The sequence below is a fragment of the Acinetobacter celticus genome, assembly GCF_001707755.1.
Taxonomy (GTDB): domain Bacteria; phylum Pseudomonadota; class Gammaproteobacteria; order Pseudomonadales; family Moraxellaceae; genus Acinetobacter; species Acinetobacter celticus.
The window spans coordinates 305,730-328,524 of record NZ_MBDL01000010.1 but is presented as its reverse complement, the minus strand read 5'-3'; the positions used below and the strand labels follow the sequence as shown (position 1 = coordinate 328,524).

The window sequence follows — 22,795 nt, the reverse complement described above, 5'->3', positions numbered from 1 at the left end:
AATGAATTTCATTAAGATTCTGATATTAAATGAAAATCTTTGTATTTTTCGCATAAGGTATCTTGTGTTGATTTTAATCAAACTTGAAAATAAGTTTTCTATGGAAAGATAGTTAGCCCACCTAAATGAACTAACTGATGTCGTTTTGCGCCGACTTCGGTTTAAAAAATACTAACCTCTTAGGGAATGGAACGTTAGTTAGTGGAAATATTATATATAAAAATGTATTTAAAATATATCTAATGATTGCGTAGTGAACTAATGTTATATGGCAACTCTATTTGAGGGTGATGATCATACAGAATTCTGTCTTGTTCACTGCCTAAATAGATTGACTATGCAACATCCATTAAGCAGTAAAGTTTGTGTATTAAAAGGAGTGATATGATGAGTAACAATGAACTTGCTGAATTTATTATAGAGCAAACGAGTGACGCCGTAATTTATGCGGATAATCATGGCAATATTCAACGTTGGAATGATGCCGCTAGCAGATTGTTTGGGTTTTCTAAAGCAGAAGTACTTGGACAAAGTCTCGATATAATAATTCCTGAGCGTGCACGTAAAGCGCATTGGCAAGGCTTTAACGTGGCCATCCAAAATGGAAATCTTAAATTATCAGGGAAACCAACCTTAACCCGAGCAGTTCATAAAAATGTAGATACAAAACTCTATGTCGAAATGAGTTTTTCTTTAGTTAAAGATAATGACGGTCATGTGCAAGGAAGTGTTGCTATCGCTCGAGATATGACAGAAGCTGTTGCACAAAAAAAGTTGAAGTAAAAATTTTCATAAATGAAGTGAATTGCAATTGAGTGGACTGTCAGCATTTTTCTATATAAATATCATTTAGATCCGAAAAGTAGGAACTTTAAATATTTAACATAGTGGACGTTATACGAAATGATATTGCTGTAAACCAATTTATTGAATGTGGCTTATGCTAATGCAGATATTCTGAATTAGCATAAATCGTTAGTTTTAAAATGCTATTTATTTGCACCGAAGTTAGAGCTTATGTACAGCATCCAATGCTCCCCAAAATTCAATTTTCTTCATTTCCTACAAAGTGCTCAGTTGTTTGTACATTTAGGTAGCATTTAATAAGTAGTGCGAACAAAGAAAACTAAAGCACAGGATATTCTAATTGTAGGTTTTTTGGCGATAGTGCGATGCAAGGCGAACGATTTTTAAGTTATCTGTAACTTATGGTTGTAGGGCAGGTTTTGCTGTTACTGAAAATGTATTTTTATCTAAAAGCAGATTGCTTTATGCGATTTTCGACAAATTTTAGGCCTTAAAAATTAAATTCAGCCCAATTAAATAAAAATTTATCTTAAATCGGAAAAAACGTGTGCAATTCAGGCTTTTCGCATTGTATTTATTGGCTAAGCTTTTTATCATTGCGCCCTTGTTTTTACGATTGGTCTGGATTGAACATTGAGTAATTTTCTAGCAGAACATCTGATTCATTGTGATGAAGATTTTATGGTCATTCATAAACCTGCGGGTTTACTGACGGTTCCAGGAAAAACAGTAGATTTGCAAGATTGCCTGATCAATCGTTTAGTGAAAGAAGAGCCAAACACTTTACTCATTCACCGTTTAGATAGAGACACTTCTGGTATTTTGGTTTTCGGTTTAACAAAATTAGGTCAAAACCGTATCTCCCGCCAATTTCAAGAACGTCAAACCTCTAAAACCTATCAAGCTGTTGTTGCTGGAACTTTAGAAGGGGAAGGCACAGTGGATGTACCCGTGATTTATGATCCATCACGTCCACCTTTGCATATTGCAGATTCTACGCATAATAAGCCTGCGCTTACACATTGGCAGGCAATTGAGCATTTTCAAATCAATGGTGTTGCGGTGACTCGTGTTAAGCTGACCCCTATTACAGGGCGCTCCCATCAGCTTCGCGTACATATGCAGTATTTAGGGCATCCAATTGTGGGTGATACTTTATATGCGAATGAGGAACAACAAGCGCTAATGCCACGATTATGCTTACATGCAGAGCGTTTGAGTTTTTATCATCCTCAAACAGAACAGGCTGTTGAATTTTACTGTCCTGTGCCATTTTAAAAAATATCGTTAAAACATACGAAATGAGGCTCACTTTTTAGTGGGCTTTATGTCAAAATATATTGCTATTCGGTGTAGATTTTTGCTCAAATATCAAACACGATTTGAGTTATAAATTTGCAGTCTTTACTTAAGATGAAGGTGGAAAAAATTGCAGCAGTTTGCTATTGGTCAACGTTGGTTATCAGACACAGAAACAGAGCTTGGATTAGGGGTTCTAATTGATGTAGATGAGCGATCGGTCAGCATTTTATTTCCAAAGAGTGATGAAACACGTGTTTATGCACGTCATAATGCACCTTTATCTCGAATTGTATTTAATACAGGCGATGAAGTTCAAGATCAGGAAGGTGCAATCTGGACTGTTGAATCTGTTGAAGACCGTCATGGGGTGTTGCGTTATAACGTAATTCGTACCAAAGAAGATGGCACAGAAGATCGTAAATCATTAAATGAAACGCGCATTGGTGCGAATATTCAGCTGTCAAAACCTTTAGATCGTTTGCTCGCAAGCCAAATTGACTACAAAGAATGGTATGACTTACGTATTGAAGCGATGCTAATGCAAGCCAATATGAAATCAAGCCCTTTACGTGGTTTGGTGGGTTCGCGTGTCGGTTTAATTCCGCATCAACTGTATATTGCGCATGAAGTGGGTAAGCGTTTTGCGCCACGTGTATTATTAGCCGATGAAGTGGGCTTGGGTAAAACCATTGAAGCTGGTCTGATTATTCATCAGCAGTTAAAAACAGGCCGTTCTGAACGTATTCTAATTTTAGTTCCAGATTCACTACAATATCAGTGGATGATTGAAATGCGTCGTCGCTTCAATCTTGAATTCTCTTTATTTGATCTAACACGTACAGCGTCTATTAAAGAACATGACCCAGAGCAAAATCCGTTCTTAACTGAACAGCGAATTATTGCCAGTGTCGATTTAATGATTGACCATGATGATTTACGTGAGCAAGCTTTAGAAGCTGGTTTTGATTTGTTGGTGGTCGATGAAGCGCATCATTTGATGTGGAACGAAGAAGACGGCGGTAATGACCGTTACGACTTGGTTGAAGAATTATCTCAGCAAACGGCAGGTGTTTTACTTTTAACCGCAACGCCTGAGCAATTGGGTGTAGAAAGTCATTTCGCACGTATGCGTTTATTAGACCCGCAACGTTTCAGTTCGCTTGACCGCTTCTTAGATGAAGAAGAGCAATATCAACATACTGCTAAAATTGCAGAAGTTCTGATGTCTGACATGCCATTAGAAGCTGAACATTTAGATGCTGTAGAAACGCTACTTGGTCAACGTATTGAGGATACGCCTGAACAGCGTTTCCGAGCGATTCATGAAATCTTAGACCGTCATGGTACAGGTCGTATTTTATTCCGTAACACACGTGAAGCGATTCAAGGCTTCCCAGGTCGTGATTGTCAACCTGCGCCATTACCTGCACCAGAAAACTGGTCTAAAGATGGTAAGCTACGTGAGCAAATGTGGCCTGAAGAAGCACAATTAGATGGCGCTTGGATGGAAGCTGATCCGCGTGTTATGTGGTTGTTAGAAAAACTACGTACAGATTTAAAGCATAAAAAAGTATTGCTTATTGCACGTAGTGGGCCAGTGGTTGAAGCTTTAGAAAATGTCTTGCGTCTACATGCAGGTATTCGCACAGCGATGTTCCATGAAGGCATGAGCCTATTAGAGCGTGACCAAGCGGCGGCTTATTTTGCTGAAGAGTCATATGGTGCACAGATTTTACTGTGTTCTGAAATTGGTTCTGAAGGACGTAACTTCCAGTTTGCATCGGATCTAGTTTTATTTGACCTCCCTGCAAACCCAGATGTGTTGGAGCAGCGTATTGGTCGTCTAGACCGTATTGGTCAAGAAAACCGTATTCAAATTCATGTGCCGTATTTGGCGGGTACTGCGCAAGAGCGTATGTTCCGTTGGTATAACGAAGGCTTGAATATTTTCAGTAATATCTCTCCGACGGCACAGACTTTACAAGAAAACTTCATTATTAAATTGAAAGACTGTCTATTGTCCGATTTAGGCCAGCAGTTTGAAGACTTACTAGAAGAAGTTAGTGTTCAGCGTGAAGCGCTTGAAACTGAACTGCAAGCAGGCCGTGACCGTTTACTCGAATATAACTCTTGCCGTCCAATTGTTGCACAAGAGATTGTGGCTGCATTGGAAGATTACGACGACAACACGACTTTGCCAATGTTTATGAAGCGCTTTATGGCGGCGACAAACATTGATTTTGATGAGCAAAGTAATGGTACAGTGATTATTAAGCCAACCGATCAAATGCAGGTTCAAGGCCTGACCTTAGATGAAGAAGGCATGACAGCGACGTTCTATCGTGACCAAGCGCAAGTGCGTGAGGATGCACAGTATTTAACATTGGAACATCCATTCACAGAAAGCGTGATGGAAATGATTAATACTCAAGGCTTTGGTAGTACCAATGTTTCTGTATTAAAATCTGCGGCCTTGCCACAAGGTTCAGTTTTAATTGAAGTTTGGTTCAAGGTAGATGTTGTTGCACCGAAAGCATTAAATTTACCTTCTAGCTTACCGCAACAGTTAATTCGTGTATTGCTAAGTGAAAAAGGCCAAGATTTATCGGGTAAAATTGCCCCAGAAATTCTGAAGCCGTATTTACATCATTTAGACAGTAACAGTTGCCGTCAAGTGGTTAAAGCGCGTCGAGATATAATTGAAGAACGTTATAACCAAGCGTTAGATATCGCGAAAGCAGCTTTACCAAACTTTAGGCAACAAGCCAAAGAAGTGTATGGCAGTAAATGGCAATATGAAATTGATCGTTTAACTTACTTGAAGCAATTTAATCCAAGTATTCGTGAAGATGAAATTACGCACTTACAGAAATTCCAAAAAGAAGGTTTGAGCTTGCTGGATGGATTATCGGTGACACCTGAAGCTATTCAAGTATTGGTTGTGGTTAAACCTTAATTATTGATAGGTTCAAGTATCTAAAGACATAAAAAAGCGCCCAAAGGCGCTTTTTTATGTCTAAACCTACATATCGAACTTCATGTAAAACTTAAGCTAAAAACTCTTCAAAAGATTGCCAGACTTTCTCTGCCACTTTTTGTGCACGTGCTGGGTTTTTTGTTAAGCCCATATGTTCATGTTCAATCATTTGAAGGCAATCTGCAATTTCGGTCGCCTTAGCATTTTCGTTTTCAAAAATATCTAAGATATCTGCTATATAGCTATCATATTCATCGTGCATCGATGTGTTTTTGCGAACATTCATCGGATCCCAGTCGTGCAAAAGTATGTGCTGAATTTGCTGAATAAATACATCAGACTTTTGATCTTGACTCATGGGGCTTACTCCAAATTACAGATAGTTTTCATTTTCAAACGATTATATCGTGATTATTGAAAGTGTTTTGATTAATGCATTAGCAATTTTTATATAGATGAAATGATATATTTAAAAAATGCATTTTATGAGGCAACGTGAATCGTTGAAGAGTTTTGGTAGGTGCTAGAGTAAAAGCGAAACTTCAGTTAAAATGCGTAAAAATAAATCAAAGACAATAAAAATATGGCTAAAGCATTGATTACCCTCGGCTCTCAAACATCCCACGGTGGTGTCGTTTCTGAATGTGAGCACTCTTTTATTATTAATGGTATTGCTGTGCACTTGAATGGCATGAAACATTTCTGTCCAAAATGTAAGGCAATGGTTTCAGCAGTTGCCTCGGATCAATCGACCACCGTAAAAGGAAGGGCTGTTATTGTTGCTGGAGATAAAACGACTTGTGGTGCAACCTTTTTAGCTACTCAGAATTTAGTGGTCTCGGCTAAATAAAAAGATGAAAACTGAGGACATTTAAAAATGTTGATGAAAGAGCGTCTATAAATTTAGAATTGATGACTCAGCATTCAAAAATAATGGCTCAAAAGCAATTATAAAAAACCATTTTACAGGTTAGGCTCAATGCACTTTAAAACCCTTTGAATTTTGGTATGACGCAAGCAATCCATTTTACCCATGCCAATGGCATTCCATCTGCCAGTTATCAAAAGTTCTTTCAAGCTTTTGAACAAAATTATCATTTAAAAGCGATTCCCTTGATTGGAATGAATCCCGAATTTCCTGTGACTTATCAATGGACACATTTGGTGGATCAGGTTATTCAAGACATTGAAAAGAATTTCCCAAATCAAAAAGTCATTGGTTTAGGGCATTCTTTTGGTTCGTTGTTGACCTTGATGTGTGCTTATAAGCGCCCAGAGCTGTTTTCACAATTGGTCATTATGGATCCGCCCTTTGTGATTGGTAGTAAATCGGCTATTTTTGAAGGGTTGCAGAAGTTAAAAGTGAAAGCCGTTGATAAAATTACCCCTGCGGGTATTACTCTAAAACGTAATGATCATTGGCACAGTTTTGATGAAGCCTATAGTGCATTACGCAATAATCGCTTATTTAATAATTTTGATACACAGTGTTTTGATGATTTCTTTACACATGGTATTCAAGAGGATCTTGGCCGAGGGGGCGTTACACTTCGCATACCGAAAACGCTTGAAGCACAAATTTTTAGAACCGTTCCTGCGTGGTGGTGGCGTACACCGCGTAAGGCTCCTCAAGTTCCTGTACATTTAATTACAGCTGAAAAAAGCCAGTTTTATAAGCAAGGTTTACCGCAAGGGATGAAAAAAACCTATGGGATTGAGTTTAGCGTGGTTGATGGTGGGCATATGTTCCCATTGGAACAACCTGAAAAAACCGCAAAAATAGTGCAACAGATTATTCAGAGGCAACAATAGTTATTTCTAGTTAGAACAAAAGCGAATTGGATATGAACGATTCGCTTTTGTTCTATGAGAAGCTTAGCTTAATGGATTTTCGCTTCATCCAAATGTCGCGCGCCTTCTAAAATCATTCGAATCATAATCATTGTTTGTTCGGCCATTTCTTTGCGTTCTTCTATTGGCATATCAATGACTTTCGCACCCATATTAAAGACCAACTGAGTAATCCCTTTGGCGACAATTTCAGGGTGCGATAATTTGCTATGGTTGAGCCTTTCCAACGTAATTAAATCTTCTTTCAGTTCTTGTTGGAAAAAAATTAACTGACGCTCAACTGCTTGTTTATATGAGGTTGAACCGGTATAGCCTTCACGCAAGAGCAGACTTAAATTTCCTTCATCGACATTCAACTGTTCAATAAAGACTTCAACAGAACTACGAATAATACTACTTTGTTTAGATGCTTTTAGACGTGCTTCATGCAAAATTTGGCGCAAGACCAAACCTGAACGATCAATTAACTCAATAGCCAATTCATCAATATCTTTAAAATGGCGGTAGAAGCTATTGGGCGCAATACCAGCTTCACGTGCAACTTCACGCAAACTTAAAGAGGCAATGCTTTTTTGCGGGCCAATTAGATGCAATGCTGCTTGGAACAGTTCTTCTTTTGTAATGGTCGCTTTACGCCCAACAGTGCGGAGAACGGTTGATTCAGGGTTTACTTGTTCTTGGAGCATAGTGTCTATATTCGTTTTCAATGAAGACGGATTCATATTTTTCAAGGGATTGGAAACCTTAACATATTATTGTGATTGCTGACAGTTTTTGTAGGGTTTAGATAAAATGCATGAATATATATACAAATATATATACATGTGTATAATAATTAAAACTGCAATGAGATGGCCTTGATGATGTATGCACTTCAAAAAACAAAACAGCCAATGACGTTTTTGACCGAAAGCGTGATGGATTTTAATGCTGTAAATTTTTGGCTACAAAAACTCAATCCACTTTGGTCTAGTAATCAATCACTTGGTAAAATTGTACACAAAGAAATGGCGAGCGACGATATGCTCAGCTTAACCTTAAAGGTCAATCGGCATTTCAAATTTGGTCAAGCAGGTCAACACCATCCTGTATTTATTGATGTAAAAGGTGTGCGCTATGAGCGGACTTACAGTCTAACTAAACGCGATAATCAGCATGTTTTGCTGAATGTTAAAAAAGTAGATACAGGTAAAGTCAGCACGTGGTTGGCTGACTCAGCAAAAATAGGCGAAATCATTGAGTTTGGCGCACCATTTGGTGACATGACTTTGCCACAGCAAAATCAGCCCTTGGTTTTGGTTGCGGCGGGTAGTGGTATTACCCCGATGCTTAGTTTATTAGAAGCCTTAAGTGCGTCAGCTCAAATGAAGGCACAACCTGTGCAATTGTTGTATTGGGTAAAACACCATCAAGATGCTGCTTTTAAAGCGCGCTTTGAAAAATTAGCAGAATTACATTCAAATTTCAGTTTTAAAATTTTCTATACCCAAGACATAGAAGCAGACTCGCGACTGAATGACAGCCATTTATCACTAATATTGAATCTTGTAGAAAGCACAGTGTATGCATGTGGCCCATCTGGGTTTGTAGCGAAAGCTGAAGAGTTGTTTTCTCAGTCTGCGCACAGTTTTCTAAACGAAGCTTTTAGCATGAGCGTTGTGGCTAATGATGATATTGGCTTTGTGAATGTAACACTCACTCAATCGAATAAAGTACTCAGTATTCCTAAAGGCCAATCAATTTTGGCAAGTTTAGAGCAACAAAATATTAAACCAACGTACGGTTGCCGTATGGGTATTTGCAACAAATGTGTATGCAAAAAGGTTGAAGGATCGACCAAAAACTTAGTGAATGGCGCACAAAATTCAGAGCCTGGCAATGTACTTAAAATTTGTGTGAATTCAGCTCAGACTGATCTCGTAATTGATTTATAAGGTAGGACAACATATATGAACATGCCTGTAAAATTGCAATATTTTAAAAATCCTAAAAACCGTGAATTAACACCACATGATTTAGATGAACTTGCACGCGAATTGGACGCTATTAAGCAAGAAGTGCTAGATGATATTGGCGAAAAAGATGCGAAATACATTCGTCGTGTGTATTCATCTGTGCGCTATACATCTTTGGCTGGCCGTGCATTGTTATTTGCAGGTTGGTTTCCGCCAGCATGGGTTTTGGGTACAGGTTTGCTCAGTTTTGCCAAAATTATGGAAAATATGGAGCTTGGACATAATGTTATGCACGGTCAATACGACTGGATGAATGACCCTAAATTCCATGGCCCAAGTTATGAGTGGGACATTGTTGGTACAGCGGATAACTGGCGTCAGACACATAACTATAAGCATCATACGTATACCAATATTAAAGGTATGGACGATGATATTGGCTATGGTTTATTGCGTCTTTTCCCTGAACAGCGTTGGAAACCGGGTTTTCTATTGCAACCTTTGTACAGCATTCCATTTTGCTTGTTGTTCCAATGGGGTGTGGCAATTCAAAACTTAGAAATTGGTCGAGTGCTGTTTGGGCGTAAATCTAAAGCAGAGGCGAAAGAAGAATGGAAGCCAATGCAGAAAAAAATCACCAAGCAATTATTTAAGGATTATGTGTTTTTCCCATTAATTGCAGGGCCTGCAGCATTGCCTGTTTTTACTGGCAATTTGGTGGCAAATGGTGTGCGTAATATTTGGACATTCAGTATTATTTTCTGCGGGCACTTTACCAAAGATGCTGAAGTATTTCCAAAGACTGTTTTGCAAGATGAAAGCCGTGGGCATTGGTATATGCGCCAAATTCGTGGCTCATCTAACTTAACGGGTTCGGAAGCTTTTCATATTTTGACTGGTCATTTAAGCCATCAAATTGAACATCACTTATACCCAGATGTTCCTGCGCGTCGTTATCGTAAAATGGCGCCAAAAGTTCAAGCGGTATGTGAAAAATATGGCTTGAATTACAACAATGCCAGTTTGGTGAAGCAATATGGTAGCGTGTTAAAGCGCATTGTAAAATATGCATTCCCATTTAAAAAATAAGATGGGTTAAAACAAAAAACCGTGCAGATGCGCGGTTTTTTTATAACGCGTATTCGGGATGTAAATTAATCTGAATCTGCAAACTGGCTTTTATGTTGAGCAGGTAATCTTGGTAAATATTGATCTGTGCCCACCATATAGCGATAGTCTGCTAAATCTAACATTTGTAAATCTTCGACACTATTTCCATAGGCATAGATACTGTTGTAATGATGCAAATTGTACTTTTCTAAAATGCGTATTTTTTTCTGTTCACCACTACAGTCTGCCGTTTGATATTGCCCAGTAATTTTCTGATCTTTAATTTCGACTTCTGAGCAAATAAGTTCAATCCCTAGCAAATTACAGATGGGTTTTAAGTATAAATCGACTGATGCAGAGACCAAAGCAACATCATGGCCTAAGTCTTGATGCATTTGTAGTTGTTTTAATAAATGTGGATCTAGTGAGGAGATTAGTTTTTGAGCGTACTCTTCAGCCATTTGTTGTACTTGCGTGGCATCTGAATTGCTAAACATTGCATGGTATAATTTAATGCGCATGGCATGAGCAGGGTATAGGTTTAAATAATAGCCCTGAATCCAAGGGAGGATCTTCAATCCCTGACGCACGATATGACGTTTAGAAAGTGAATAGAAGATAAACCCTGTGAAGCTATCTTTGGTGCACAAGGTTCCATCAAAATCAAAAAGTGCTAGATTTTTAAATGTTTGATTTTGTTCATGCATGTTTGATAGCGTCCGTTTACTCTGCTTGCGAACCAGTTGGTATTATAATCGCGGCTCAATTTTGGCCCAGAAATAACCACTTCAGGCATCATGGCATAAAAAGGCTCTTTGCCAGTCTTTTCTTTATACAGCTTGGTTACAGTACGATATGTCGCTGTATCTTCAAAATTTTGATCTTTTTCTTTTTTCAAATCAGAACGAATTTGTCGGGGGGTTAAGATCACATTATTACTTGCGAAAACATTAAGTAACTCACGTTCAGATTCACTTTTTGTAGTGCGTGGTGCTCCATCTTTATTATAAAGCAGTAAATCACCATCTAGACTAAGTTCGGCCGCAGTCAAATCATTAAGCATGCTTTGGAAAGCTGCGTTACGACTTGAATAGCGTCCCGAATTGTAATCGGCAAAGCGATAAATTGGCTTGTCATAATTGGTTTGATACATCATTAGGCGATGAATGCCATAATACATGCCACCGTAGCGGGTATACATATCAGTGCGTAAGTCCGCGATATTGCCCCCTTGGCGTTTATTATCTTTGGCATAACCAATGTGAACTTGCATGGAACCCAACGTCGTAATGGGGTTCATTTTTTCGCCAATGTCTTGTCCAACAAGCTTAGCAGCACCGGTTAAAGCACTGACATGATAGTGTTTAGACATATAGTCAAAAATTTCACGATACAGTTCATCTAGCTCACGTTCAGTTTTAACCCGACGCATTTGACTAAGATAATTATCTTTAGGATTCGGTTGGTTTTTTAAAACCTCTTCAAAATAGCCTGCAATTGTGCCACCAATACCATCGCCTAATTTTTCTTTAAATTTTTCATCTAGACGGGTTTGTACTTCTTTCACTGCTTTTTCGCCTAAACCAGGAACTTGCGGGTCGGCAACAAAATTAGATTCTTGGTCAACAACAGCCACAATACTACAAATATTTTGTTTGGTTTGTGCAATACCCAGTTGATCGGTAATGTCATACATGTCTTGCGCCCAAGCGGTACGGCCTTGTACGCGATTCGGAAGAGCTTTACGAATCTGCTCTGCATTTAAGGTTGGCTCATCATCTTTCGACCACCATGACCCGTTTCCACAAGCAGCCAAGCTGATTGAGATTGCCAAAACAGACATTGTTTTAACACAAGTCGTGTAAGTAAAAGTGTTTTTCATAGTGTAGAAAATGAGTTCCAGAAGTGTGAGCGCTAAGCGCAGGAGCAGTATACTATGGCCGATGTAAAAGTGATGAGTTTATCTGTCGGGAACAGCTGAAAATACTGTAAGTTTCGTTCAGTTGTCTAGAGCCTAACGCAATAAAATTTTCTGTATTCAGGTGGAATATAGAGTAAATCTGGGTGGGTGTTTTTTACTGCTTAGTGGCGAGAATGCGTCATTTTATAACCAAAAAATAAGTTTGCGTTATTTTATTTGGTGTTTATATTCATTTTTTAAAGCCATGACAATAAAATAAATACCGAAAAAATCCGTATTAAAATATTTTTATTTGAAGCGATAAGTCGTAATTTTTACTTATGTTACAGTCATTTAAATCTTTTATTTTATGAGGAATATTAAGATTAGGTTAAGTTTCATTTGTTAAAAATAGATCATGAAAATTGAACTCGAACTTTGGTTAGAGAAAACGAGTACATCAGGATGATGGAAAAGTTGGTGATTTAATTTCTGTTTTTAATTTTGAGCAACGTAACATGAAAACTCGTTTTTTTTCGAATCTATTGGTCGCCTCTGTAACAGCCACTTTTCTTTATGCGCCAAGTTTCGCATGGAGTAAAGATGAGTCTTCAATCAATAAAACACTGACTATTATTGGCTATCATGAAATTACCAATAATAAAAATGCTTTGATTCCTGAATATGCCGTCAGTGCAACACTGTTTCAACAACATATTGATTGGCTAAAGAAAGAAGGTTATCACTTTATTTCAGTAGATCAGCTACTTAAGGCCAATCAAGGGAAGTACGTATTACCCAATAAACCTGTTTTATTGACGGTCGATGATGGTTATGCATCCTTTTACCAATATGCTTATCCAATTATTAAAGTCAATAAGATCCCTGTAGTTTTGGCTGTGGTTGGGTCATGGTTAGAACCTAAAGAGAATCAGAAGGTTAATTTTTCAGATGAACTGATTCCGCGCAATGACATGCTTTCATGGAGTCAATTAAAAGAAATGCAAAGTAGTGGGCTGGTCGAAATAGCCAGTCATAGTTATGACTTACATCGTGGAATTTTAGGCAATCCGCAGGGCAATTCAGAACCTGCTGCTGTGACGCGTTTATATGACCCTAAAACCAGTACATATGAAGATGATGCGCATTATCAACAGCGGATTACCGCAGATTTAACACAGAATAATCAGCTATTGCTCGCACATGGTATTCGGTCGCCACGCGTAATGGTATGGCCTTATGGTCGCTACAATATGCAGACGGTCAATATTGCCAAGCAGTTGGGTATGTCGATTGCTATTAGTTTAGATGATGGTGCGGATACTGCAAAAAGCTCTTTGGGGCAGCTCAACCGAATTTTGATTGAAGGCAACATGACCACTCAAGATTTGGCACAAGAAATTGAAATCCGCCAAAAGAATTTAGGGGATAACAACCGTCCACAAAAAATTATGCATATTGACTTGGACTATATTTATGACCCAGATCCTGTACAACAAGAGCGGAATTTAAGTCATTTGTTAGATCGTATTGAAGGCATGAAAGTCAACACGGTTTATCTACAAGCTTTTTCTGACCCAGATGCCAACGGCTCTGCCGATATGGTGTACTTCCCGAATCGTTATTTACCTATGCGCGCAGATTTATTTAACCGCGTGGCGTGGCAAATTCAGACACGAACTCAGGTCAGCCGTATTTATGCGTGGATGCCTTTGTTGGCGTGGGAATTGCCAAAAACCAATGTTGTTTCAAATGATGTGGTGGTGACGCAGCAAAGCAATAAAACTGAACATCTAAATATGGGCTATCACCGTTTAAGCCCATTTTCACCAGATGCACGTAAAACCATTGCTGGTTTATATACAGATTTAGCCAAATCGGCATCGTTCAACGGGGTGTTATTTCATGACGATACAACGTTGTCAGACTATGAAGATGCCAGCCCAGAAGCAATGCAGGCCTATGTGGCGATTGGTCTACCCAATGATTTGGCAGAAATTCGCAAAAATGATGCAGATTTACAAAAATGGACAGCCTTTAAAACCCAATATATTGATGATTTTGCAATGGAATTGGCCAGTGATGTGCGTCAGTATCAGCCATTTTTACTAACCGCACGAAATTTATATGCACAAGTTGCATTAAAAGCGTATGCCGAAAATTGGTATTCGCAGTCACTGGAACAATCATTAAATCGTTATGATTTCACCGCAATTATGGCTATGCCCTATATGGAACAAGCGCCAAATAACGACCAGTTTTATACCGATATTGTAAATCGTGTGAAGAAATTTCCAAAAGGCATAAAGAAAACTGTTTTTGAATTACAAGCGGTCGATTGGCGTAAAAACCAAAAAATCCCTTCAGAAGAAATGGCGAAAACTATTCAATCTTTATATGAACAGGGTGTAATGCACGTGGCTTACTATCCAGATGATCAGATTCAAGACCATCCCAATGTAAAAATTTTACGCCAAGCATTCGACTTAAAATCAAGCAAGTTGGTTCCTTAGGGGAGATTGAATATGTCAATGCTCCAACAATTTTGGCACTCTGCATTGAACTTTGTCTTTTACTATCCGCTTTTTATGTCTTATTTGTGGATGATTGGAGCGCTGATTTTTTATTGGAAGGAACGTAAAGAGCCTCCGTATCAGATGCCAAACGCTTTGCCTGAATATCCGAAGGTCGCAGTATTGGTGCCGTGTTTTAATGAAGGCGATAATGCGCAAGAAACCATTAGCCATGCGCTCAGTTTAAAATACCCAAACTTTGAAGTGATTGCCATTAATGACGGCAGTTCGGATAACACCGCAGATGTGCTCAATCGGTTAGCAGAACAGCACGAAAAATTACGTGTTGTGCATTTGGCACAGAACCAAGGTAAAGCTATGGCTTTGCAAGCAGGGAGCTTGTTAACTGATGCAGAGTATTTGATTGGCATTGACGGCGATGCCTTGCTTGATCCGCATGCGGCGTCTTGGATGATTCGTCATTTTCTGGAAGATGACAGCGTGGCAGCTGTAACAGGAAACCCGCGTATTCGGACGCGTTCTACTTTAATTGGGCGCATTCAAGTCGGTGAATTTTCATCTATTGTTGGAATGATTAAACGTGCACAGCGCAGCTTTGGTCGCTTATTTACAGTGTCTGGTGTTATTACTGCATTTCGTAAAAGCGCCGTGCATTCTGTAGGATATTGGTCGCCAAATATGCTTACGGAAGACATTGATATTACGTGGAAATTACAACGCGCAGGGTGGGATATTCGTTTTGAGCCGAATGCCTTGGTTTGGATATTAATGCCTGAAACGCTCACAGGCTTATGGAAACAACGTTTACGTTGGGCCATGGGTGGGGCGCAAGTACTGCTGAAAAATATAGATGTTTTATTTAAACCTCAGTTGAACTTTTTATGGCCATTAATGATCGAGCTTATTCTGACATTGGTCTGGTCATATTTGATGTTGTTCATGGCAGTTATTTGGCTCATTCATTTTGTTATTCCGTTGCCGATGTTTGGCGAGGTAAGTTCACCATTTTTGCCTTACGGCACAGGGATGCTACTTGGCGCAACGTGCCTACTTCAATTTGCAATCAGCAAATGGATGGACAGTCGCTATGAGCCTGCGCTGGCAAAAAATTATTATTGGATGATTTGGTATCCGTTGGTTTTTTGGCTCATTACAATTACTGCAAGTATTGTGGCATTTCCTAAAGTATTGAAACTTGGTACAGGTCAGCGTGCACGTTGGGTTAGCCCAGACCGTGGCCTGCGAGAAAATAGTCAAATTGAGAACAAAACAGATGAAAAATAATAGTCTAATTATTGACTTACGTAGTCAATTACCATGGCATACACGTTATGCATCTGGTACTTCAACAGCTGTAATGTGGGCAGTTTGGCTCCTTTTATGGCGTCCATTTATTATACTTGCCGGTTTAATGAGCTTGCAAAAACAGCATCTTTTACAGCACTTGTTTGGTTCTTTTGGGCTGGGTATTGAACATGGTGTGACGGGTTTAATTACATGTACGGTAGCATTGTTACTTTGGTCGAACTTCATGCCTGCCAAAAAAGTGACGAAGACTCAGCCAAAAACCTTAACAGATTATGTAGCTCATTTTAGTTTACCGGTACAAGAAGTGGAGCAAGGTCGTCAGAGTAAAGTCAGCACGGTTCATCATAATGAACAAGGAAGAATTATTCGAATTGATTAACGTCAAATTTGATCGCAGATAAGTAAAATCAAAAAGCTCTATCTCATTAGGGCTTTTGAGTATCTAGCTATCAGAAGAAAGTATCTCAAAGACCTAAATTTTAGCATTTGCTAGAGTTTTTTTTAAGAAAGATTTAGACTTGCTGAAAATTGAAACCTCTCCGTTTTATTCAAATTGAACCTTGTATTGAAGATACGCTTTAACAAGTTGTATTCAGCATTTTTCCCACAAATTTACTTTGATGCCTTGTACGATCTATTGGCTGTCAGTGCAAAGTAAGCTGTATTTCTTCTTAAGCATCGTGTTTGTTAACGGTAATAGCAAAATTTGGACATATTCATGGCGCAACATACAGTAATTAAAGACCTATTTGATAAATCAATAGACAAGAAGCTATGGGTTGCGCCAATGGCAGGAGTCACTGATCGGCCTTTTCGAACACTGTGTAAGTACTTTGGTGCAGGGCACGCTGTCAGTGAAATGATGACTTCAGACAAAACATTACGTATGAGTAAAAAAAGCTTATATCGTGCTAATTTTGATGGAGAAATTGCACCAATTTCTGCACAAATTGCCGGCTCAGACCCGCAAGATTTAGCCGAAGCTGCACGTTATCAGGTCGCAAATGGCGCACAAATTGTCGATATTAATATGGGATGTCCTGCCAAAAAAGTCTGTAATAAACTGGCGGGTTCAGCACTATTGCAAGATGAAGACTTGGTGGCGCGTATTTTAGATACGGTGGTCAATGCAGTAGATGTACCCGTCACATTAAAAACTCGATTGGGCTATTTAAATGGTCATGAGAACATTATGCGAGTGGCAAAACGCGCTGAAGAAGCAGGAATTTCAGCTTTAGCATTGCATGGTCGTACACGCGAAGATATGTATTTAAATACAGCACGCTATTCTTTGATTAAAGATGTAAAAGACGCCATAAGTATTCCAGTTATTGCCAATGGCGATATAGACAGCCCAGAAAAAGCCAAATATGTTTTAGATTATACTGGTGCAGATGCGGTAATGATTGGCCGTGCGGCACAAGGAAGGCCGTGGATTTTTCGCGAAATTGGTCATTATTTAATGACAGGTGAGCATTTAGCAGCACCCAGTATTGAAGAAGTGAAAACAGTACTTTTGGGGCATTTAGCAGAACTGTATGAATTCTATGGTGAATATTCAGGCTGTCGTATTTCGCGTAAACATATTGCGTGGTATACCAAAGGGCTTCGTTCAAGTAATGAATTTCGTCAAAATATGTATAAGGTTGAAACGACAGTAGAACAATTTAAAGTGGTGGAAGACTATTTTAATCATTTACTTATTCATGGTGAAATCATGAGCGATGTACAGGTTGAAGCGATTAATTTGCTAGAAAATTAAGAGTAAAGAATAGATTTAAATACGAATTTAATTTCTTGAATTTGTATTTTTGTCTGTTTTAACGAAAATCGAGTGTCGTTGCTTATAGTTGTTCTATCTTTATAGATGGCTCAGTCAGACTTTTAGATACTTTTGAAGCCTGATTTAAATGTTTGGGTTGCAGGTCAAGCCTCTAAAAATAGTCCTCTTGTTGCATTCTTTGTAAAGTGCAAGAGCCTCAGAGTTAATCTGAATCTCTTGCACAATTTTTATGTGGTCAAAGATGCATTTTAATGTCAGTGCATGTTCATCTCTAAAACCAGTTGATTGATTAAATCGGGTGCTGTCATCTCACGAATTTCAGCAACATTACTTCCGGCCCAAAATGCGCCAAAACCATAATCACCTTGCTTAGAGGCTATCGCATTCAACTGTTTGGCTAAGTCATAGCAATATGGGTAGGTCGCAACGGGTGGTCGGTTTGGTGTATCAATTTGCATGTGCCAATGATTAATCAGTCCACGTGCAGGTCGTCCAGAAATACTGGCCGTAATTTGCGTAATGGGCTGATTAAATAAAGCCTGTCGATACGCCGTATTCGCGTTAGACGTCTTACATTGGACAAAAGCTGTGCCTAGTTGTACCGCATCTGCGCCAAGATCAAGTAATACTTTGGCATGTTGGCCAGACATAATGCCACCAGCTGCAATAATAGGTAATTGAGTATGTTGTTTAAGTAGCTGAACTAAATCAGCTGTTTTAATGCTACTGTCAAAGGACTCATTAAAAATTCCACGGTGCCCACCAGCTTCAATCCCTTGTGCAATAATTATATCAATGCCTGCAGCCTCAATTGCTTTAGCCTCGGCTAAATTGGTGGCAGAAACCATCGTTAAAATGCCTGCCTTTTTTAAGGCTTGAATTTGATGTGCATGTGGAATACCAAAATGGAAGCTGACGGCTTTAGGTTTGGTTTCTAATACCACATTTAAAAAATCATCATTATCTAGAAAACTAGGATAAATATTGTGAAGTTGTTTTGGCGGAAGCGTGCCATACTTTTGAAATTGTGGGGTTAGATATTCAATCCATTGCTGTGCAACTTGATCATTTAAAGCCTTGCTTTGATGACAGAAAAAATTGACTTGGAAAGGCTGATCGGTTAAAGATTGGGTTTTTAAAATTTGTTGACGTGCAGTTTCTGGGGTATTTGAACCTAGACCAAGTGAACCAAATGCCCCCTGATTTGAAACCTCTGCTGCTAATTCAGGAGTAGATACACCTGCCATTGGTGCTAAAAAAATAGCATGTTTAATTGCTAATTGTTCTAATAAAGTCATAAGTGAAACTCCTTATATATTGCTTACTGTGCCTATGCCTTAAAAGTTTGGCAAATAATACTCATTATTTTGTCTAGGAATAGTGGGAGGGTTGAACGATATGGCTATTTACTCAAAGGAATAATTTAAATGAAAAATCGATTTAATAGTCATTTTATGCATAATACAAGCAAGATTTAAAGTGTGAAATAATTGAGTAATCATGAAGCCAATATTTGCCTTAACAATTTTAACGAGTCTATTTTTTAGTGCGTGTTCTTCAGAGAAGCCACAGAAAGCGGTCATTGATCCTGCTGTGTATCGGGTAAAAAATGCTGATGAATTACAGCAAAAAATCAATCTGTTAAATCAGCAGTTGGCGCAGGATTATCAAAAATTTAAGAAAAAAGAATATATTGCATTTTCTGATCAGTCTGCACTTGATACAAATGATTTGAAAACGTTAAGTTTACATGCGGTGAGCTCAACCTCTTTAAAGCCAACGAAAGAGGCGTATTGTACGATGATGAATACGTACTTTAATGAACTGTATCGTTTAGGGCATTACAACTTAAATTTGTTGAATGATGTAAAAATGAATAATGCACCTCAAGCAGATTTAAAGCATAAATTTGAAAATACAGATCAATTTTATACCTTCATTTTAGAAGAGCACAGCACTTACAAACATGCGCAACAATTGATGGGATTTGGTTGTAATTTACGTGGTGCATTAAATCCTTAATTTGAAGATACGAAAAAAAAGCCCATCACTTGATGGGCTTTTTTTCGGGTTTAACAACCCGTTAATTTTTCAGGTGCAGGGCGTTCATCTGGGAAGAAAACTGGGCGGAGTTTTACGCCAATGCTGTTACCGATAAAAGCAGAAACTAGCCATAACCAACCATGTACACTGCCAGAAGCGATACCACTGAAATAGGCACCAATGTTACAACCGTATGCTAAACGCGCGCCATAACCCAATAACAGACCACCTAAAATGGCTGCAATTAAAGAGCGTTTTGGAATGTTGAAATTCGGTGCAAATTTTCCTGCAAGGCCAGCGGCTAATAAGGCCCCCAACATAATACCGAAGTTCATCATAGAGGTGATATCAAACCAAAGTGATTCACTTAATGCCTTGGCATTGGCGGGTTGTTGCCAATAGCTCCAAGAGGCGACATCAATCCCTGCAAAACTGGCTGTTTTTGCAGCCCAAACGGCAAGTGCGGAAGTGACACCCCAAGGGCGACCTGCCAGTGACAAAGTTGCGAAGTTTAATAAGGTAAGGAGAATACCAGCCCAAACTAAAGGCCAAGGGCCACGAATAAAGCGTTTCCAGCCTTGATGTTGGCTTTTCGGTTCAACTTCTAAGCTACCGTGACGTTTCTTTTCAAAGTAAATGGTCGCAAAGGCGATTAATGCAAATAAAATAAAATTGATGACTAAAGCAGGAGCGACACCTAAGCTTTGAACCACAGAAATAGGTGCTAAATGTGGTAAATTAAACCACCAGTCTAAGTGTGTCGTGGCAATTAATGACCCTGTACAAAAAAAGACTAAGGTGACAATCATACGCATACTGCCAGAACCGACAGTATAAAGGGTTCCCGAAGCACAGCCACCGCCCAATTGCATGCCAATACCAAAAATAAAGGCACCAATCATCACAGACATAGAAACAGGGCTAACATTGCCTTTTACAGGATTGCCAAACAATTCCCCCGCACCCAGTGCAGGAAAGAAGAGCAGAACAGCCAAGGCCAACATGATCATTTGTGCGCGTAGACCACGCCCGCGTCGTTCTGTAATAAAGACACGCCAGCTTGAGGTAAAGCCAAATGATGCATGATACAGCGTCATGCCTAATGCACCACCAATGAGGAACAATAATGCCTGCGTTAAACCTACAACGTAATAAGCACCCACTGTGCCAACAATTAATAAGATGAAAGCCACCCAAATCGATGTATTTGATCGATTGGCTGGTGCAGCAATAACAGACATGAGAGAAAGAATACAAAGTGAATAAGTCGGGATATTGTACGCACTTTATAAACATGAAAAGTATATTATATTCAAATACAAAGTGTGTATATCTGATTTAGGATATCAGTTTATTTGATGAATTAAAGCGGTGTGATATTAAATAATGAACCAATCCAGCTAGAAAAGAGCATGGCAATAATTCCCCATAACATGACACGTAAACTTCCCTTAAGCGGTGAGGTTCCTGCAACATAACTGGAAAGAGCACCTAATAAAGCCAGTGAGAGTACACCAACGACCATTACAACAGACTCAATATACTGTTCAGGGCTGAGCAATATAGAAAACATTGGAAACAGGGCGCCTAAAGAAAAAGCCAATGCAGATGAGCCCGCCGCTTGAAGAGGTTTAGCTGCAGTATTTTCATGAATACCAATTTCATCTCTAGCATGGGCTTCCAAAGCATTTTTTTCGGTCAACTGTACAGCCACCTCATGCGCGAGTTCAGGGTCAAGCCCACGCATCATATAAATCTGGGTTAATTCTTTTAATTCATTTTCTGGATGACGTTGTAACTCACGATGCTCCATATCTAAATCGGCTTTTTCAATATCTTCTTGTGATTTTACAGAGATATATTCACCGGCTGCCATAGAGCTTGCACCAGAAATTAACCCTGCAATACAAGTGATGAGTAAGGTTTGTGTAGACGCACCACTGGCAGCCATACCCATAATTAAACTGGTGACAGAAATAATGCCATCATTGGCCCCTAATACAGAGGCTCTCAACCATCCTGTTCGATGAATATAGTGCTGTTCACTATGGTGAGAAAAAGACATTTTTATACTCTTATAAAGTTTTTATATGATATGCAACTTTTGCATACAGGGGAAATGGAATTTTTCACATTGATAATTTATATAAATAACCTGTAAAAAAGCCCTCATTGAGAGGGCTTTTTTATTTGGAAAAGACTTATTGATGTGCTTTTTCTTTGACATCACTCGCAGTTTTTTCAATGGCTGCCGCAGCGTCAGCAGTTGCATTTTTAGTTGCTTCTTTTACATCATGTGCTGCAGCTTCAGTTTTTGCAGTTGCTTCTTCTGTTGCTGCATCAATTTTTGCAACCGCATTGTCTGCAGCAGCTGTTGTTTCAGATGCTGCATGATCTGCAGCATTTTTAAGATCATGAGCAGCCTGATCAGCTGCATTTTCGATATGTTCACCTGTTGTTGCACCTGTTTCAGGTGCTTTCTCTTTATTACAACCAACAAGAGCAACAGATGCAACAAGGCCTAAAGCGATAAGTAGTTTATTCATTTTGATCTTCCTCTTTTTTGTTATACCCGTAGCATGGGTTGAAAACATATTAGCTGAAAAAACAATCATAAATCGATCTAAAATTGTTGATTAAGTGTAATTTTTGTCAACGGGAAAAATTGAATAAAATGGCTTTCATTCATGACTCTATTGGGATTAATACGTTAATAGAATTAGCAAGAAGGTAGACAGATTCGCTGTCTTCATGACGCCAGAGGTAAATTTTTTCTTCAAGATGAATCTCATCTACTGAGCATAACAATAGATAGTCACCACAGTCGTTAAAAGCAATAGCAACACTGTTTGTAGGAAAGTCACTCATGTCTTGAATAGATTGATTCTCATAAACGAGGTGATTCATCGTGCGCTTAATGTGTTTGATCTCGCTACTATCTTGAAAAGGGAAAAGCCACCAAGGCTCTATTTCATCGGCATTTGTTGTTTCTGAAAAAGTGACTCTAAATTCACCGCCATTTTCTTATTACTGCATTTTATTTTTGTATTTTTCTGGAAATTTGAAGCCAAATTGTTCTTCAGTAATTTCAATATATTTGAGTTCTAATGGAAAAGGCATAAGTGTAATACTGAGAAGGTGATGGTCATGTATAGATATGCTGAAAACTTGATTGTGTCAAATAATCTCAAATGAGCACAACATTTAGCCTAAAAAAAGCCTGCA

The 22,795-nt window shown here is 38.8% G+C and carries 20 protein-coding genes and 1 pseudogene; 12 read left to right on the top strand and 9 right to left on the bottom strand.

The annotated features are described in order from the left end of the window. The first annotated feature begins 387 nt into the window (after positions 1 to 387). The 3 genes from BBP83_RS10705 (at position 388) to rapA (ending at position 5,065) form a co-directional block, all read left to right on the top strand. Positions 388 to 783, top strand: a complete 396-nt coding sequence (locus tag BBP83_RS10705) for a PAS domain-containing protein (RefSeq protein ID WP_245669743.1) — start codon at positions 388 to 390, stop codon at positions 781 to 783. Positions 784 to 1,440: 657 nt separating this feature from the next. Further along, positions 1,441 to 2,085 carry an RluA family pseudouridine synthase gene (locus tag BBP83_RS10700; RefSeq protein WP_068888328.1) on the top strand — a complete coding sequence of 215 codons (645 nt, stop codon included), beginning with the start codon at positions 1,441 to 1,443 and terminating at the stop codon, positions 2,083 to 2,085. A 151-nt stretch (positions 2,086 to 2,236) separates the two neighbouring features. Next, a complete protein-coding gene (rapA, locus tag BBP83_RS10695; RefSeq protein ID WP_068888326.1) occupies positions 2,237 to 5,065 on the top strand; it encodes an RNA polymerase-associated protein RapA in 2,829 nt (942 codons plus the stop codon). A 91-nt stretch (positions 5,066 to 5,156) separates the two neighbouring features. On the opposite strand, the gene BBP83_RS10690 is transcribed toward rapA, so the two are convergent. Then, a complete protein-coding gene (locus tag BBP83_RS10690) occupies positions 5,157 to 5,444 on the bottom strand; it encodes a hypothetical protein (protein WP_068888324.1) in 288 nt (95 codons plus the stop codon). Positions 5,445 to 5,669: 225 nt separating this feature from the next. Here BBP83_RS10690 and BBP83_RS10685 point away from each other — a divergent pair, with 225 nt between their 5' ends. Next, complete coding sequence (locus tag BBP83_RS10685; RefSeq protein ID WP_068888321.1) at positions 5,670 to 5,936, top strand: PAAR domain-containing protein; 267 nt, start codon at positions 5,670 to 5,672, stop codon at positions 5,934 to 5,936. A 158-nt stretch (positions 5,937 to 6,094) separates the two neighbouring features. After that, a complete protein-coding gene (locus BBP83_RS10680; protein WP_068888319.1) occupies positions 6,095 to 6,898 on the top strand; it encodes an alpha/beta fold hydrolase in 804 nt (267 codons plus the stop codon). 68 nt (positions 6,899 to 6,966) lie between these two features. On the opposite strand, the gene fabR is transcribed toward BBP83_RS10680, so the two are convergent. Further along, positions 6,967 to 7,659: an HTH-type transcriptional repressor FabR gene (gene fabR / locus BBP83_RS10675; protein ID WP_068888318.1), complete on the bottom strand. Its 693-nt coding sequence runs from the start codon at positions 7,657 to 7,659 to the stop codon at positions 6,967 to 6,969. Positions 7,660 to 7,800: 141 nt separating this feature from the next. Between fabR and BBP83_RS10670 the strand changes: the two genes are divergently transcribed. Both BBP83_RS10670 and BBP83_RS10665 read left to right on the top strand, forming a co-directional pair. Continuing rightward, positions 7,801 to 8,871 (top strand): ferredoxin reductase, encoded by a 1,071-nt coding sequence (locus tag BBP83_RS10670; RefSeq protein WP_068888605.1) that lies wholly within the window; start codon positions 7,801 to 7,803, stop codon positions 8,869 to 8,871. Positions 8,872 to 8,886: 15 nt separating this feature from the next. Next, complete coding sequence (locus tag BBP83_RS10665) at positions 8,887 to 9,981, top strand: fatty acid desaturase family protein (protein ID WP_068888316.1); 1,095 nt, start codon at positions 8,887 to 8,889, stop codon at positions 9,979 to 9,981. A 65-nt stretch (positions 9,982 to 10,046) separates the two neighbouring features. On the opposite strand, the gene BBP83_RS10660 is transcribed toward BBP83_RS10665, so the two are convergent. After that, positions 10,047 to 10,709 (bottom strand): HAD-IB family hydrolase, encoded by a 663-nt coding sequence (locus tag BBP83_RS10660; protein WP_068888314.1) that lies wholly within the window; start codon positions 10,707 to 10,709, stop codon positions 10,047 to 10,049. Beyond that, positions 10,676 to 11,884 (bottom strand): DUF1615 domain-containing protein, encoded by a 1,209-nt coding sequence (locus BBP83_RS10655; RefSeq protein ID WP_068888312.1) that lies wholly within the window; start codon positions 11,882 to 11,884, stop codon positions 10,676 to 10,678. Before BBP83_RS10655 ends, BBP83_RS10660 begins: the two co-directional genes overlap by 34 nt. A 536-nt stretch (positions 11,885 to 12,420) precedes the next feature. Here BBP83_RS10655 and pgaB point away from each other — a divergent pair. The 4 genes from pgaB (at position 12,421) to dusB (ending at position 17,506) form a co-directional block, all read left to right on the top strand. Next, positions 12,421 to 14,415 (top strand): poly-beta-1,6-N-acetyl-D-glucosamine N-deacetylase PgaB, encoded by a 1,995-nt coding sequence (gene pgaB, locus BBP83_RS10650; protein ID WP_068888310.1) that lies wholly within the window; start codon positions 12,421 to 12,423, stop codon positions 14,413 to 14,415. A gap of 12 nt (positions 14,416 to 14,427) precedes the next feature. After that, the gene (pgaC, locus tag BBP83_RS10645; RefSeq protein ID WP_068888309.1) at positions 14,428 to 15,720 is read left to right on the top strand and encodes a poly-beta-1,6-N-acetyl-D-glucosamine synthase; all 1,293 of its coding nucleotides are present in this window, start codon (positions 14,428 to 14,430) and stop codon (positions 15,718 to 15,720) included. After that, entirely contained in the window at positions 15,710 to 16,123 is a 414-nt protein-coding gene (gene pgaD, locus BBP83_RS10640; RefSeq protein WP_068888307.1) for a poly-beta-1,6-N-acetyl-D-glucosamine biosynthesis protein PgaD, read from the top strand. The genes pgaC and pgaD overlap by 11 nt, the downstream gene beginning before the upstream one ends. 339 nt (positions 16,124 to 16,462) lie before the next feature. Then, a complete protein-coding gene (gene dusB / locus BBP83_RS10635; protein ID WP_068888305.1) occupies positions 16,463 to 17,506 on the top strand; it encodes a tRNA dihydrouridine synthase DusB in 1,044 nt (347 codons plus the stop codon). A gap of 275 nt (positions 17,507 to 17,781) precedes the next feature. Here dusB and BBP83_RS10630 read toward each other — a convergent pair whose 3' ends face one another. Further along, entirely contained in the window at positions 17,782 to 18,825 is a 1,044-nt protein-coding gene (locus tag BBP83_RS10630; RefSeq protein WP_068888303.1) for an NAD(P)H-dependent flavin oxidoreductase, read from the bottom strand. A 202-nt stretch (positions 18,826 to 19,027) separates the two neighbouring features. Here BBP83_RS10630 and BBP83_RS10625 point away from each other — a divergent pair, with 202 nt between their 5' ends. Further along, positions 19,028 to 19,549, top strand: a complete 522-nt coding sequence (locus BBP83_RS10625; protein WP_068888300.1) for a hypothetical protein — start codon at positions 19,028 to 19,030, stop codon at positions 19,547 to 19,549. Between the two features lie 50 nt (positions 19,550 to 19,599). Here the strand turns inward: BBP83_RS10625 and BBP83_RS10620 are convergent, their stop codons facing one another. The 4 genes and pseudogenes from BBP83_RS10620 to BBP83_RS15675 all read right to left on the bottom strand — a co-directional run. Beyond that, entirely contained in the window at positions 19,600 to 20,811 is a 1,212-nt protein-coding gene (locus BBP83_RS10620) for a YeeE/YedE family protein (RefSeq protein WP_068888298.1), read from the bottom strand. Positions 20,812 to 20,933: 122 nt separating this feature from the next. Continuing rightward, on the bottom strand, positions 20,934 to 21,635 hold the full coding sequence (locus BBP83_RS10615) for a VIT1/CCC1 transporter family protein (RefSeq protein WP_068888297.1): 702 nt from the start codon (positions 21,633 to 21,635) through the stop codon (positions 20,934 to 20,936). A 136-nt stretch (positions 21,636 to 21,771) separates the two neighbouring features. Further along, positions 21,772 to 22,116, bottom strand: coding sequence for a hypothetical protein (locus BBP83_RS10610; protein WP_068888295.1), 345 nt, complete (start codon positions 22,114 to 22,116; stop codon positions 21,772 to 21,774). Positions 22,117 to 22,255: 139 nt separating this feature from the next. Beyond that, positions 22,256 to 22,579 (bottom strand): annotated as a pseudogene (locus tag BBP83_RS15675) (SMI1/KNR4 family protein); the annotation flags it as partial. Between the last annotated feature and the right edge of the window lie 216 nt (positions 22,580 to 22,795).

Bases quoted from the DNA above. Each gene is read 5' to 3' on its own strand.
- BBP83_RS10705 (WP_245669743.1), top strand. From the start codon at position 388: ATGAGTAACAATGAACTTGCTGAATTTATTATAGAGCAAACGAGTGAC.
- BBP83_RS10690 (WP_068888324.1), bottom strand. From the start codon at position 5,444: ATGAGTCAAGATCAAAAGTCTGATGTATTTATTCAGCAAATTCAGCAC.
- BBP83_RS10685 (WP_068888321.1), top strand. From the start codon at position 5,670: ATGGCTAAAGCATTGATTACCCTCGGCTCTCAAACATCCCACGGTGGT.
- BBP83_RS10680 (WP_068888319.1), top strand. From the start codon at position 6,095: ATGACGCAAGCAATCCATTTTACCCATGCCAATGGCATTCCATCTGCC.
- fabR (WP_068888318.1), bottom strand. From the start codon at position 7,659: ATGAATCCGTCTTCATTGAAAACGAATATAGACACTATGCTCCAAGAA.
- BBP83_RS10670 (WP_068888605.1), top strand. From the start codon at position 7,801: ATGTATGCACTTCAAAAAACAAAACAGCCAATGACGTTTTTGACCGAA.
- BBP83_RS10665 (WP_068888316.1), top strand. From the start codon at position 8,887: ATGAACATGCCTGTAAAATTGCAATATTTTAAAAATCCTAAAAACCGT.
- BBP83_RS10660 (WP_068888314.1), bottom strand. From the start codon at position 10,709: ATGCATGAACAAAATCAAACATTTAAAAATCTAGCACTTTTTGATTTT.
- BBP83_RS10655 (WP_068888312.1), bottom strand. From the start codon at position 11,884: ATGAAAAACACTTTTACTTACACGACTTGTGTTAAAACAATGTCTGTT.
- pgaB (WP_068888310.1), top strand. From the start codon at position 12,421: ATGAAAACTCGTTTTTTTTCGAATCTATTGGTCGCCTCTGTAACAGCC.
- pgaC (WP_068888309.1), top strand. From the start codon at position 14,428: ATGTCAATGCTCCAACAATTTTGGCACTCTGCATTGAACTTTGTCTTT.
- pgaD (WP_068888307.1), top strand. From the start codon at position 15,710: ATGAAAAATAATAGTCTAATTATTGACTTACGTAGTCAATTACCATGG.
- dusB (WP_068888305.1), top strand. From the start codon at position 16,463: ATGGCGCAACATACAGTAATTAAAGACCTATTTGATAAATCAATAGAC.
- BBP83_RS10630 (WP_068888303.1), bottom strand. From the start codon at position 18,825: ATGACTTTATTAGAACAATTAGCAATTAAACATGCTATTTTTTTAGCA.
- BBP83_RS10625 (WP_068888300.1), top strand. From the start codon at position 19,028: ATGAAGCCAATATTTGCCTTAACAATTTTAACGAGTCTATTTTTTAGT.
- BBP83_RS10620 (WP_068888298.1), bottom strand. From the start codon at position 20,811: ATGTCTGTTATTGCTGCACCAGCCAATCGATCAAATACATCGATTTGG.
- BBP83_RS10615 (WP_068888297.1), bottom strand. From the start codon at position 21,635: ATGTCTTTTTCTCACCATAGTGAACAGCACTATATTCATCGAACAGGA.
- BBP83_RS10610 (WP_068888295.1), bottom strand. From the start codon at position 22,116: ATGAATAAACTACTTATCGCTTTAGGCCTTGTTGCATCTGTTGCTCTT.